This window comes from Gluconobacter sp. P5E10 (assembly GCF_018812145.1).
GTDB lineage: Bacteria > Pseudomonadota > Alphaproteobacteria > Acetobacterales > Acetobacteraceae > Gluconobacter > Gluconobacter cerinus.
In genome coordinates, this window is the sequence record NZ_JACRVZ010000012.1 from 11,504 (window position 1) to 24,699 (window position 13,196).

Below are 13,196 nucleotides of genomic sequence, written 5' to 3' on the forward strand. Positions count from 1 at the left end.
TGTCGGTTCATTTTGCTACAGTATAATTACCAATATGCGCAGCATCGTGAGGCACATGAGCGGAAATTACTGGCAGACGGGAACAACGGTGACGGCATACGCGAGTATGTCGGACTTGCCACGCGCACATGTCCGGTTTTGGAAATCTTTATCGCGCCTTGTATGTCGAGGATGAGGGCGTAAGCGGACCAGCTGCTTGCGCCTACTTTATCGACGTTATCGGGGCTGTGTCAGCTTCCGCAAAGCGGACGCGCGTCATGGCCTACAAAGATTGTTCACTTGAGGATTTCGTTGAACTCGAGGACGTTCCGGTCCGGATCACGGATGAAACAGACAATGCGTCTGTCATGTCCCATCTGGACTGGCCCTTCCGTGATGGCGATCTGTTCCTGTTCCAGCCAGCGCACCAGATCTGCCACGCTCTCAACAATGAACGCCGCGTGCGTGTAGCCCGGACGTTTGATGGGAACGTCCATAAGAACATTCCCGGCTGGGTCTGGCACACCATTGAAAATGAGATGGATACGAAGTCCGGATGGGTGGCGTAGGCCACAGGCTTTCACGGCCGGAGCGAACTCTTCCGGATCGCGGATGAAGCCGAATTTGGCATAAAACCGTTCAGAAACTTCCAGATCGGTCACGCGAATGCCAACATGATCGAACGTCAGGTGCGCGAAGTTCATTGCCCGTCTCCTCTTTCCAGGCCCACCACGGTTTTCTGGAACGGGACAAATCCCCTCAGACTTTCTAAGCGCTGCAACCAGACAGCAATCGCGTCGTATCCCGATAGATCAACATTTCCCTCCGGTGCTCTTGCGATATAGCTGTAGAGAGCGACATCCGCGATCGTGGGCTGTTGGGTTCCTGCGATCCAGGTTCTAGCCTTCAGGGCCTGCTCGATCACTTTGAGCGTGTCATGAGCGCGTTGAATAACCTCTGCCACATCAAAATGGACGCCAAAAACCGTCACTAGACGTGCGGCGCAGCATCCATACGCAATCTTTCCCGCCGCCACCGACAGCCAGCGCTGGACTTCGGCCTCTGTCACGGTGTCCTCCGGCAGCCAATGAGACGGACCGACTTTCCGTGCCGCATACACAAGGATGGCATTGGAATCCGGAATAGTGATCCCGCCATCTTCCAGGACGGGAATTTCCCCGAATGCATTCAGCTCCAGGAATTTCGCAGTCTTCTGCTCACTTGCGGCAAGGTCAACAGGCTTCAACTCATGAGGCAGGCCAGCAAGAGAGAGAAAGAGATGCGCTCGATGCGCATGTCCCGAAAGAGGATGATAGTAGAGTTTCATGGGAACTCCCGAAAGAACGACTGAACAGGAGCATTGTCTTTCCACGGGATGAGGTGTGCGATAATCTCTCAAAAATGCACTTCACTATTGCGGTTTACGCTTATAATCTACTGAGTTGCAGGAGAGATCTCTGATCGACCTTCAGACATTACGGATCTTCCTGGCCGTGGCCGATCAGGTCAGCTTTGTCGGAGCTTCCCGGAAACTAGGCCTCTCCGCCACCACAGTGACCCGGACGATCAGAAACCTGGAAACTACCCTCGGGCTCTGCCTGTTCAACCGTACAACGCGCTCTGTTCATCTGACGAAGGAAGGGGCGGAGTTTCTGGTCCGGTGTCGTGCGGCGATTTCCGACCTGGATGATGCGGTCGCTGTTGCACGAGGCGCGGGGACGGAGCCGCAGGGGGTATTATCGATTACCGCACCGGTTGTTTTCGGGCGGCTACATGTTCTTCCCGTTGTCACGGACCTTTTGAAAGCCTGGCCACAATTGACCATACGGCTCTTCCTGACAGACCGTGTTGTTCATCTTGTGGAGGAAGGGATCGATCTCGCCATCCGGATTGCCCCACCGCAGGATAGTGCCTTGAAAATGCAGAAAATCGGCGAGGTCCGGAAAGTCTTTGTCGCCAGCCCAGCTTATCTGGCACAGCATGGAGAGCCACAGAGCCTTGAGGATCTCGCGGCGCACAGTCTCATCGATATCGATGAGTATGCGACTGGACATTCGGCATGGCGACTGGGCGGAAAGAATGAACCTTCAGTCAGAATTTCACCTCGGCTCTACGTCAATAGTATAGACGCGGCCCTTTCGGCTGCCAAAGAAGGCCTAGGTATTACCAGAGTCTTGTCGTACCAAACCCATGATTCTATCGAAAAAAAACAGCTTTGCAGAGTTCTGGCAGATATTCCTACGTCCGCATTACCTGTTTTCATGCTGTTTCCTCCCAGAGAGCGCCAGTCCGTTAACGTTAGGATGTTTCTCACCGCCATGAAAAAACGCTTCATGACAGATAATTTCTAAAAAGCACGCCAATCACAAATCGCTTTCGAGTAGGACGCAATAAAACTTACGACACTGTTAATGATCGGATGCACACGGCTTATCGGTCACATCCCGTGACGGACCGATCATCTTCTCTGCTAAACTGCCTGTTGTTCAAAAAACAGTAGCAGACAGGTTGCTTACGTCTATATCTCTGTTTCGATTTTCCGCTCCAAAAGCGGATACGTTTTTAGCGATTACTGTTGAGAGCCGAATAAAACACTCTGATGGGGGCTGAACGCCACTTTTGCTTAGGTCACGTTGACAAAAGATCTATACGATCAGCCTGAGATCTGATTCACTTGCTGCCTATGGGATAAGGAGCAGGGAGAACAGGCATGGCACGAGGCGATCTGACGGATCAGGAATGGGCGATAATTGGTCCGCTTCTGCCTTCTGAGCGTGGACGTTGGGCGCGCCCGTCTGGAGATAACCGCCGTTTTCTCAATGGTATGCTGCACATCCTACGCACTGGATGCCCCTGGCGTGACATGCATGAACGCTACGGCAAATGGAACTCGGTTTATGTCCGGTTTCGCCGTTGGGCCGAACAGGGTGTCTGGGATGCCCTGCTGCAAACCCTGGTAGAGCTGGGGCTGACCGATGACTGGCAGCATATGCTCGACAGCACCGTGGTGCGTGTCCATTCACAAGCCACCGGGGCAAAAGGGGGGCTCATTCGGAGGCTTTTGGCCGGTCACGCGGCGGCTTTACGAGCAAAATCCACGCCCGATGCGACAATCAGGGACGTCCTCTTGGCTTTGTCCTCACCGGCGGGCAAGTCTCGGACTATAAAGCCGTCAATGCTCTGATGGCACTTCCGGCTCCGAACCCCAGGGCCATGCTGGCTGATCGGGGCTATGACAGCGACAGCTTCCGCCAGAATCTGCTGATCCATGGGATCCTGCCGGTCATTCCCTCACGCAAAGGCCGCAGCGTTCCTCAGAAAACAGACTGGCGGCGTTACAGGGAGCGCAACCGCATCGAGCGGCTGTTCAATCACCTCAAGCAGATGCGCCGTATCGCGACCCGATACGACAAGACCGCCCTGTCCTTCATGAGTTTCCTCAATATCGCCGCAGCAAGGCTCTGGATCAGATCTTTTGTCAACGTGACCTAATCACGGAAAGAATACCCCTCCGATGGGAATAATCGCCTATCGTCGAGAGAACAGGACCTGGGTTCAGAGCCGCCTCATGAACCTTACCATGTTCGATGTCGTCGCAAGGCCTGCCGCCAGCCCCATACTGAACCGCTTTCATCCTCACAAACCACCCACTCTGAACCAGCAAATTAGTATTATGTTACACAAGAAATGCGTCATTAGCTGGCAGTGGGCGAACGGTACTTCTGGAGTCGATCCAGACCACCCGATCATGTATGCGCCACTGCCAATGTCACCCGCTAGGCTCAGGACCCATTGATTTTTGTAGGGAATTTTGATTCAGGCTCTGCAAGGAGACTGAAGATGAGCGACCTGTTTTGGCTGACGGACGATCAGATGGAGCGCCTGCGACCATTCTTTCCCAAGAGCCACGGCAAACCTCGTGTTGATGACCGTCGAGTGTTGAGCGGGATCATTTTTGTGAACCGTAATGGCTTGCGCTGGCGTGATGCGCCCCGGGAATACGGTCCACATAAGACACTGTACAACCGCTGGAAGCGCTGGGGTGCCATGGGGATCTTTTCCCGGATGATGGACGGTCTGGCTGCCGGAAAGGCAGAGCCCCAGACGATTATGATTGATGCGACGTATCTCAAGGCGCACCGCACGGCTTCGAGCCTGCGGCTAAAAAAGGGGATCCAGGGCGACTGATCGGACGGACAAAAGGTGGCATGAACACGAAGCTGCATGCGATCACCGATCAGAACGGACGACCGCTGAGCTTCTTCATGACAGCAGGACAGGTCAGTGATTACACCGGAGCCTCTGCCTTGCTGGACAGCCTGCCCATGGCACAATGGATGCTGGCGGACCGGGGTTATGATGCTGACTGGTTCAGGGATGCCCTGGAGGGAAAAGGGATCAGGCCCTGCATTCCGGGACGGAGATCCCGCGGAAAACCAGTCAAATATGACAAGAGAAGATACAAACGTCGCAACAGCATCGAAATCATGTTCGGTCGCCTCAAGGACTGGCGGCGGGTCGCAACCCGCTATGACAGATGCCCGACCGTCTTCTTCTCAGCCATCTGCCTCGCTGCAACCGTCATGTTCTGGCTATGAGTCCTGAGCCTATGCTGACTGGTTCAGGGATGCCCTGGAGGGAAAAGGGATCAGGCCCTGCATTCCGGGACGGAGATCCCGCGGAAAACCAGTCAAATATGACAAGAGAAGATACAAACGTCGCAACAGCATCGAAATCATGTTCGGTCGCCTCAAGGACTGGCGGCGGGTCGCAACCCGCTATGACAGATGCCCGACCGTCTTCTTCTCAGCCATCTGCCTCGCTGCAACCGTCATGTTCTGGCTATGAGTCCTGAGCCTAGACTGCCTTCGACTCTCCAAGGCCAAGATGGCTGACAGGTGTGCGATGGATATCCACATCGGGTATGACGCATCGAACGAAAAACTCGGGCACGCCGTCTTTGAGATGTTTCACCGCCCCTATCTCAAGCAAGCCGCTTTTGACGCGCAATGGTCGTATCTCGTGCAGGTGACGCCCTATCTCGAGCCAGCCATCCTCGACGCATGGTTTTAAGCATATTTCCCAAGGTGACTCGCTCTGATGCTGTCGAAAATGTCCGATTTTTGTAGCATATATCGCAAAGCAGACATTCCGTTTGCCCCCCCCATTGCTGCCCACACCTCCACAGGTTCAACATCAACAACGAGTTCTCTATTTTGAAAACAAGATCGTTCGAAGCTCTTATCTTTCCTACCGAAAGTCCCGTGCCTTCAGGAGCTCCGATCCCTGAAGTAACGGCGTACGGTCTTCCAGACTAAGCACAACGACATGAATCACCTCGCCTTCCTTCTGAAGCCGGCCCTTACAGGCCAGAAGACGGGACGCGAGAAGAGGACGGCGGTATTCCTCCTGCACGTCCTTTCAGACGATCAGATTGGCCGTGCCGGTTTCGTCTTCGATCGTGACGAACATGGTGCCGTTGGCCGTCCCTGGCCTTTGCCGCATCAACACCAATCCGGTGAGCTGGATCCGACGCCCATCCCGCAGATACGGGAGATCCCCGCAACGAACGATCCCTTCCTTTCGCAGGCCCTCCCGTAGAAACGCGATTGGGTGCCCGTTCAGGCTGAGTCCCGTCGCCCGATAATCCTCATGCACTGAGGCCCGCTCTGACATTAGTGGCAAGGAAATCTCCGGCTCGATTACTTCCGGTAGCGGAAAGTTCCGGCCCCGATCAGCCGCTTCGAACAACGGTAGAGCGGTATCCGCCAACCCTTTGATTGACCAGAGCGCAGCACGGCGCATTTGTCCAAACACCCGGAAAGCGTCTGCTTCCGCGAGACATTCCAGGGCCGAGACCGGCACATCCGCACGGCGCCAGACATCGTCAATGCTCTCATAGTCCGGCATCCGGGCTGCGATCAGGGCGGCCCCATGGCCGTTCGCCAACCCGCGCACCATCCTGAACCCCAGCCGGACCGCCGCGTGCCGTCCGTTCCGGCCGCGCTCCAGTGTGCAATCCCATCGGGAGGCGTTGATGCAGATCTGCCGGACCTCGACCCCATGCCGTTGCGCGTCCTGAACAATCTGCGAGGGGGCATAAAATCCCATCGGCTGAGAGTTCAGCAGGGCGGCACAGAACACATCCGGGTAATGGCACTTCATCCAGGCCGAGGCATAGGCAATCAGGGCAAACGAGGCGGCATGGCTTTCCGGAAAACCGTAACTGCCAAAACCTTCGAGCTGCGCGAAGGTCTGCTCGGCAAAGTCCTGCTCATACCCATTGTCCAGCATCCCGTTCACCAGTTTGTCCCGGAACGGCGACACGCCCCCGGTCATTTTGAACGTCGCCATCGCGCGGCGGAGCTGGTCGGCTTCGCCTGGCGTAAAGCCTGCGCAGTGGATCGCCACTTGCATGGCCTGCTCCTGGAACAGCGGGACACCCAGTGTTTTCCCCAGAATGCCGCGCAGGGTCTCGGACGGGTAGGTGACAGGCTCCAGTTTCTCTCTTCTGCGGAGATAGGGATGGACCATGTCCCCCTGGATCGGTCCCGGCCGGACGATCGCCACCTGAATGACCAGATCATAAAAGGTCCGGGGCTTCATGCGCGGCAGCATGGACATCTGCGCCCGGCTTTCGATCTGGAACGTGCCGAGCGTGTCCGCCTTCTGGATCATGCGATAGGTCTGCGGATCCTCGGCTGGGATCGAAGCGAGATCCATACGCGTCTGATACACGGTGTGCAGCAGCTCAAACCCGCGACGCAGACAGCCGAGCATTCCCAAGCCCAGAACGTCCACCTTCATGAAGCGCAGGACGTCGATGTCATCCTTATCCCAGACGATGATCTGCCTCTCGTCCATGGCGGTCGGCATCAGGGGGACGAGTTCATCCAGGCGATCCTCGGTCAGCACAAATCCGCCCGGATGGGTGCCGAGCTGGCGGGGAAAGCCCAGAAGCAGACGTGCGAGATGGAACGTCAGACTGAGCCGGCGATCCTTCAGGTTCAGGCCAAGATCGGCCGCACGCGCCTTGCACAGATCGGGATCGGCTAACGATGAGGCGATATGTTTTGAAAGCTGGCCGGTCAGATCTTCGGGCAAGCCCAGAACCTTACCCACTTCCCGTAAGGCGCCTTTGGGCTGATAGCGCTGCACCGTGGCGCACAGGGCGGCGCGATGGCGGCCGTAATGGCGGTAGATCCACTGGATGACTTCCTCACGGCGGTCGCTCTCGAAATCCACGTCAATATCCGGCGGTTCCTGCCGTTCGGCCGAGATGAACCGCTCGAACAGCAGGCCCGAGCGGACCGGGTCAATACTCGTGATTCCCAGGACATAGCAGACGGCCGAGTTCGCGGCAGATCCCCGCCCCTGACAGACAATGCCAAGCGAGCGGGCATGACGGACAATGGTGTTCACGGTCAGAAAATACGGCGCGTAGGCCAGAGAGCCGATCAGCCTCAGCTCGTGGGCAATCTGCGTCTCGACCTCAGGCGGTGCCCCGGCCGGGTAGCGACGCGGTAGCGCGGCCTGGACCAGGCGTGTCAGGGTCTCCTGCGCGCTTTCGCCCGTGCGCTCGGTTTCGGTCGGATACTGGTACGTCAGGTCATCGAGACTGAAGGCGCAGGCCTCGGCAATCCGCCGCGTGTTGGCCAGAGCGTCCGGAAAGGCGGCGAACAGGCGCGCCTGTTCTTCAGGGGCTTTCAGATGGCGATCGGCGTGAACGTGACGGCGGTTGCCAAGATCATCGACCGTGCAGCCTTCCCGGATGGCCGTGACCACGTCCTGAAGAACGTGCCGGCGCGCATCGTGGTAGAGAACATCTCCTGTCACAACGCAGGCCAGACCTTGGGCTGCACTGAACGCCGCGAGCGCGTGAAGCCGCGCCAGGTCTCCCGGCTGCCGGAGCATCGTCAGCGCAAGAAACCGGATTTCTTCTTCGCCTGCCCTTTGTCCCGGCAGATCCAGCAGGCTCTGAACGTGCCCGCGAAGCGCTGTCAGATCCTCGGGCGGCAACAAAATTAGGAGGAGGTCCGGGGCCGCTGCGACGAGATCCTCCCATCCCAGAAGGAACACGTCCCGCTCGCCCCGATGATGACCAAGGGTCAGGAGCTGGCACAAGCCCGCCCAGCCCGCACGGTTGCGGGGATAGGCCCGGAGCGCACTGCCATCGCGCAGAGTTAGACGACATCCCGGCAGAAGACGCAGACCGGCCTCACGCGCCGCCAGATGGGCGCGGATCACCCCGGCCACGGTGTTCCAGTCGGTCAGACCGATGGTGTCATACCCCAGGGCCTTCGCCTGGAAAATCAGTTCATCCGGCTGGCTGCCTGAGCGCAGGAACGAAAACGACGATGTCACCTGCAATTCGACATAAGGCGCGCTCATGGTTCAGCGCCTGTGCGGATGGGGGTGCCGGCTGCTGTCAGGCGCGTTGCTGGTGGGCGCGCGCATCACGACAAATCCGGAGCGTTCCAGATAGGCGACCAGACGCTCGGCCACGAGACGGGCCATCAGTTCGGCGGCGTCATGCGTCCGCCTGCGTCCGTCATAGCACAACGCGTGCATCAGGACTTCGGCCACGTCCGAGGTGCTGGCCGGGATCAGATCATCACGGGGCTCCATCAGAATACCCCCTGAAGAAACCACGCGCCTGACCCGGACCAGTCGTGGGTTCGGTCGCCTTTGCGAAACAGCCACAGGCGCAGGCCGGTCGTGGTCTCGACCTGCCAGTAGTCGCGGATCGCGCCGTAGCTTTCGGCCGCCTGCCACCACTCACCCAGCAGACGTTCGGGACCGTCGGCCGCCGCGATGCGATGCGTCTGCCGCTTCAGGACGAACTGGCGTGGCGCACCGTCCGGAAGCAGGGCAGTCACCTGCACCCGGACGGGCAGATCGAACAGGATGTTCGGCCGCGCCCAGAGCATCTGGCTCGCGAGAGGCGGTTTTGCCATGTCGTCTGGGGAAACGCGAGACTGCCCGTCTTCCGGCCAGGCGGAAAACCGGGGCGCGAGCTGGTGGACAGAAACAACCCCCGGACGGTTCAACAGCCGGTCGATCAGAGTGGCCGGGAGCGCGCGCTCCGAGGATGCCCCGACGTCCGGCAGGACAGAGCGTTCAGGCCCGGCTTCGAGCGGTTCGTTCGCGCTGACGGTCAGGATGACGGTTTCAATTCCAAACTCGGGCGCGATCTGCGGGATCTGGCCATTGAGCAGGCGCGTCAGACGTGTCACGTCAGCCGTCGGGTCAGACGTCCCCACGCGGACGGCCTGAATGGATCCGTCCACGCGCACACAGAGAAAGTCGAGTTGCCGCGCCCCCTCCCCGCGCGCCGCCAGCTTTTCGCAGACAACCGGCACGAGTGCGGCAATCACCGTGGCAATGGCGCCCGATGTGCTGATGGGTTCGACCAAAGACCGGGTCAGGGAAATCCGGTCCGCAGGTTGAAACACGCTGAGCGGGTTGGCCTGCCGTCCTAGAGCCTCATCGAGACAGGTGAGAAGCTGTGCCCCAAAGCGCTTGGCCAGAGGCGCGCGTGGCAGATCTGCAAGGGCGCCAATGGTATTGAGGCCGAGCCGGGTGAGGCTCGACAGTGTCTTTTCGGGTAGCGGTAGCGCTGTACAGGGCAAAGGATGCAGAGCCTGTTTCTGCTGACCGGGAGGCACGAGACAGATCCGGTCGATCCGCGAGCGGGCCAGAGCGCGTGAGGCAGCGGCCGTATCGCTTAGCGCCACAGAGCAGGAATGCCCCCTTGCCCTCAGGCGTTCCCTGACGAGATCCAGCATGGCCGCCTCACCCCCGTAAAGATGGGCGCATCCGGTGGTATCGCTGTAGAGACCGTCCGGAGCGTCGAACGCGGGCAGCGGCGACAACCAGATCAGCCAGGAGCACAGATCGGTCAGCGCGGCAGTCTGTGCTTCCGCGTCTTCTTCTGCCGTCAGAAGATCCGACACCAGGGAGCGGGCCTGTGCCAGCGGCATTCCGGGTGTCAGTCCGGCCGCGAGCGCAGCCGGACTGACACCGGTGACGGTGTGACGGTTATGTGCCAGCGCGTGCACAACGAGCGGCCTGTCGGTCGGAAAGTCTCCCGGGCGGGAGAGCTGGAGGCGCTCGGTGCGCCAGAAGGGCATCCAGAGAGCGAGAAAGCGGCGCATGATCGGTGCAGTCGAGGATCCAGTGAGCATGGCGGCCTCCCCTCACCCGCAACAGCGTGACAGAAAGGCGTCGGGAACCGGGACGCGGCATGGTCAGTCCCGGAAGCGTTTGAGGCGATGAAGGATGGGAGAGGACCCGCCACCGCGTGGCGCACGCACAGGGGTCTTTCCCAGGAGCTTGTGCGAGAGGCGCAGAGCGCAGGAAAAAGCCTGTGTTTCCGCTCGCCTCCACAGCCAGATTGAGGCGGCGGATTTCCTTGAGCGTTGGGACGTGACGTCCTGCGATCACGGCCATTGCGCGCTCTGGTCCGCGCAACACGTCCTCGGCGACCGACAGCAGGTTGGCCGGGTCCGTTTCAATGCAGACCAGATGTTCCAGTGAAACACCCGACTGATGCAGCCCGCAGGCGTTCAGTTCGGCAGGTGTGTCGCTGATCCAGAAGACCGGCCCCCTGCCCTCTTTCAGAATGGGCCCGAGCATCGCGAGACTGGCCCCCGTCTCCAGAGGATCGGAGATCAGAAAGTCATGCAGGCTACCCGTTTTGAGGCCACCGCCGAGATGGTCATCGACGGCAGAATGCCCGGTAGGCAGGGTGTCAGCATGGGAATGAGGAAGGCTTCGACGCTCCAGGCGTCGGACCTGCTCGCGCAGTCGCGTCACGGCGTCCGTTGTCATCTTTGTTCTCCTCGACGAGAACATAAAGAGAACAAAAGGAGGCTTAAGGCAAGATCAATCTTTTTGCCGAGCGCCACCTGTGAAAGCCGAGAGTAACGGAATTATCCATAGTCTTGCTAGAACAGAGTGCATGAATGTGCATGCTACCAGTTGCATGCAGTGCTACCGGTAGCATGCCATTTTTAGACTTTTGCGCGGTCCATCAGTTCCCGAATGCCTTCCCAGTAGGCAAGACGGTTCGCATCACAAAACTCAATGAACCTTTCAGCTACGTCTTCTGGAACTCTGGTGTTTATCGTCACAGTCGGTCCAACCGACTTCTTCCTGCGAGGAACCAATCGCGCGCCCGCTTCGCGGCTTGTAAATCCAGCGCTACGCCCCGCCTGATCAATGCGCTCAAGATCATCGCGGCCTAATGCGCTTGGTTCACGCGGTGTTATCGCAGCCAATCTTGAAGTGACTTTTTTCGGTTTGAAGCCGAACGCGTCGTCGTTCATGCGGAGATTTCCTCGGTGTCTGATGTCTCGACGAATGATGAGATAAGTTCTTCCGCTACGGCTTCCGCGTTCCTCAGTGCTTCTGGCAAACCATTAACATCTGTCGGGTCCAACTCTTGAAGGGCCAGTCGCCTTACGAAGATCGCCTTGTAAGCCTGACGCTCGTTGAGCGCGTTTGCAAATAGCGGCAATTCTGCCTGTTTCAAGCCCGCGAGTATCTCGCGCTCAATGCGCGTTTTTATCACCGGGCTGGTACGAGTGAGAATGATGCGGAATGGAATCTCGTGACCGCGTAGAGCCTCTTCTTCTTCGTGGATTAGGTCGATGGCGCGGCTTGCCTGGCGTGCATCGACGCCGCTAGCTTGGAGCGGCACTACTACGAGATCGGCATGGCTAATCGCGCGGGAGACGAGACGGCTGGCTGTTCCTTCCAGATCAACAAAGACGAACTGCTTTTGACGGGCAGCCTCGACGATTTGACGGATAACGGTTCCTTCCTTCACCTCGGAAATCACTTCGAAATCAGCCTGTGAGTTACCCGTGCGCCAATCGGCAATCGGCTTATTAGGATCGGCGTCGATTACGGTGACGCTTGCTCCCATTGCTGTCAGGGTCTGTGCCATCACGAGAGTGAAGGTACTCTTACCGGCGCCCCCTTTTGGGTTGGCTGTAACAATTACTGGCATCAGAACTCCTAGCGGCAACGCATATAATATTGGTTGCATGTCGTGCTGTTGAATGCTTCTAGTAGCACTGCATGCAACCGGTTGCAACGCAACCAACTGCATGCACAGTAAATTTTCTGCTGCCAGAAAACAGCGGAATAATGCCAGATTATCGGGGATTTCGTGGATGAAGGAAGGCTAGTCAAAATGATTGCTACCGGTAGCAATCGGCAGCAACTGGTAGAAGAAAATGAAAATTACAAGAAGAAAAAAGACAAAAGAAAAGAGCTGGCTGGGAGCCGCCCAGTCAGCAACAGGTGGGTCAACGCGTACAACGCAACCAACTGCATGCACAGTAAATTTTCTGCTGCCAGAAAACAGCGGAATAATGCCAGATTATCGGGGATTTCGTGGATGAAGGAAGGCTAGTCAAAATGATTGCTACCGGTAGCAATCGGCAGCAACTGGTAGAAGAAAATGAAAATTACAAGAAGAAAAAAGACAAAAGAAAAGAGCTGGCTGGGAGCCGCCCAGTCAGCAACAGGTGGGTCAACGCGTGTCCTCGCCATGCTCGCCGGCTACGCCGTTTGCGCGTGACTGCGGGCCGCGTTGATTCTGCCGCTGCGCGGCACTGTTGCAGTCTGAACAGCCCCCAGGCGGACGCGACGATGTTCAAAAACCAGAAATGGATCGAGCATCATGCGCCGTCATTTAATATTGGTTGCATGTCGTGCTGTTGAATGCTTCCGGTAGCACTGCATGCAACCGGTTGCAACGCAACCAACTGCATGCACAGTAAATTTTCTGCTGCCAGAAAACAGCGGAATAATGCCAGATTATCGGGGATTTCGTGGATGAAGGAAGGCTAGTCAAAATGATTGCTACCGGTAGCAATCGGCAGCAACTGGTAGAAGAAAATGAAAATTACAAGAAGAAAAAAGACAAAAGAAAAGAGCTGGCTGGGAGCCGCCCAGTCAGCAACAGGTGGGTCAACGCGTACAACGCAACCAACTGCATGCACAGTAAATTTTCTGCTGCCAGAAAACAGCGGAATAATGCCAGATTATCGGGGATTTCGTGGATGAAGGAAGGCTAGTCAAAATGATTGCTACCGGTAGCAATCGGCAGCAACTGGTAGAAGAAAATGAAAATTACAAGAAGAAAAAAGACAAAAGAAAAGAGCTGGCTGGGAGCCGCCCAGTCAGCAACAGGTGGGTCAACG

13 protein-coding genes and 3 pseudogenes are annotated in these 13,196 nt (G+C 57.5%); 8 read left to right on the forward strand and 8 right to left on the reverse strand.

What is annotated here, in order from left to right; genetic code table 11:
• Window positions 1-275: 275 nt before the first annotated feature.
• A complete protein-coding gene (locus tag KP707_RS15605; RefSeq protein WP_015074873.1) occupies window positions 276-683 on the reverse strand; it encodes a VOC family protein in 408 nt (135 codons plus the stop codon).
• Entirely contained in the window at window positions 680-1,306 is a 627-nt protein-coding gene (locus KP707_RS15610) for a glutathione S-transferase family protein (protein ID WP_015074874.1), read from the reverse strand. The genes KP707_RS15605 and KP707_RS15610 overlap by 4 nt, the downstream gene beginning before the upstream one ends.
• A gap of 115 nt (window positions 1,307-1,421) precedes the next feature.
• Between KP707_RS15610 and KP707_RS15615 the strand changes: the two genes are divergently transcribed.
• The 5 genes and pseudogenes from KP707_RS15615 to KP707_RS15640 all read left to right on the forward strand — a co-directional run bounded on the left by KP707_RS15615 (window position 1,422) and on the right by KP707_RS15640 (window position 5,052).
• On the forward strand, window positions 1,422-2,330 hold the full coding sequence (locus KP707_RS15615; RefSeq protein ID WP_015074875.1) for a LysR family transcriptional regulator: 909 nt from the start codon (window positions 1,422-1,424) through the stop codon (window positions 2,328-2,330).
• A 386-nt stretch (window positions 2,331-2,716) separates the two neighbouring features.
• A pseudogene (locus tag KP707_RS16915) lies at window positions 2,717-3,468 on the forward strand (IS5 family transposase); the annotation flags it as partial.
• A 351-nt stretch (window positions 3,469-3,819) separates the two neighbouring features.
• Window positions 3,820-4,577 (forward strand): IS5 family transposase gene (locus KP707_RS15630; protein WP_100225173.1). Its coding sequence is split into 2 segments (ribosomal slippage): window positions 3,820-4,141 and window positions 4,141-4,577, totalling 759 coding nucleotides; the frame shifts between segments, so codons are not numbered across the junction.
• 43 nt (window positions 4,578-4,620) lie between these two features.
• Window positions 4,621-4,827: pseudogene (locus tag KP707_RS15635) on the forward strand (transposase); the annotation flags it as partial.
• Between the two features lie 57 nt (window positions 4,828-4,884).
• A complete protein-coding gene (locus KP707_RS15640) occupies window positions 4,885-5,052 on the forward strand; it encodes a hypothetical protein (RefSeq protein ID WP_015074881.1) in 168 nt (55 codons plus the stop codon).
• A 177-nt stretch (window positions 5,053-5,229) separates the two neighbouring features.
• On the opposite strand, the pseudogene KP707_RS15645 reads toward KP707_RS15640, so the two are convergent.
• From KP707_RS15645 to KP707_RS15670, 6 genes and pseudogenes are all read right to left on the reverse strand, one after another.
• A pseudogene (locus KP707_RS15645) lies at window positions 5,230-8,370 on the reverse strand (error-prone DNA polymerase).
• A 3-nt stretch (window positions 8,371-8,373) separates the two neighbouring features.
• Window positions 8,374-8,631, reverse strand: coding sequence for a hypothetical protein (locus KP707_RS15650; protein ID WP_015074884.1), 258 nt, complete (start codon window positions 8,629-8,631; stop codon window positions 8,374-8,376).
• Complete coding sequence (locus KP707_RS15655) at window positions 8,607-10,136, reverse strand: DNA polymerase Y family protein (RefSeq protein WP_252348913.1); 1,530 nt, start codon at window positions 10,134-10,136, stop codon at window positions 8,607-8,609. Before KP707_RS15655 ends, KP707_RS15650 begins: the two co-directional genes overlap by 25 nt.
• Complete coding sequence (locus KP707_RS15660) at window positions 10,021-10,812, reverse strand: ImuA family protein (protein ID WP_015074886.1); 792 nt, start codon at window positions 10,810-10,812, stop codon at window positions 10,021-10,023. Before KP707_RS15660 ends, KP707_RS15655 begins: the two co-directional genes overlap by 116 nt.
• A gap of 182 nt (window positions 10,813-10,994) precedes the next feature.
• A complete protein-coding gene (locus KP707_RS15665; RefSeq protein WP_015074887.1) occupies window positions 10,995-11,309 on the reverse strand; it encodes a hypothetical protein in 315 nt (104 codons plus the stop codon).
• Entirely contained in the window at window positions 11,306-11,995 is a 690-nt protein-coding gene (locus KP707_RS15670) for a ParA family protein (protein ID WP_029495913.1), read from the reverse strand. The genes KP707_RS15665 and KP707_RS15670 overlap by 4 nt, the downstream gene beginning before the upstream one ends.
• Before the next feature lie 186 nt (window positions 11,996-12,181).
• Between KP707_RS15670 and KP707_RS15675 the strand changes: the two genes are divergently transcribed.
• From KP707_RS15675 to KP707_RS15685, 3 genes are all read left to right on the forward strand, one after another.
• On the forward strand, window positions 12,182-12,403 hold the full coding sequence (locus tag KP707_RS15675) for a hypothetical protein (protein ID WP_215769437.1): 222 nt from the start codon (window positions 12,182-12,184) through the stop codon (window positions 12,401-12,403).
• Between the two features lie 5 nt (window positions 12,404-12,408).
• The gene (locus KP707_RS15680; RefSeq protein WP_224777939.1) at window positions 12,409-12,714 is read left to right on the forward strand and encodes a hypothetical protein; all 306 of its coding nucleotides are present in this window, start codon (window positions 12,409-12,411) and stop codon (window positions 12,712-12,714) included.
• Window positions 12,715-12,848: 134 nt separating this feature from the next.
• The gene (locus tag KP707_RS15685; RefSeq protein ID WP_215769437.1) at window positions 12,849-13,070 is read left to right on the forward strand and encodes a hypothetical protein; all 222 of its coding nucleotides are present in this window, start codon (window positions 12,849-12,851) and stop codon (window positions 13,068-13,070) included.
• The last annotated feature ends 126 nt before the right edge of the window (window positions 13,071-13,196 follow it).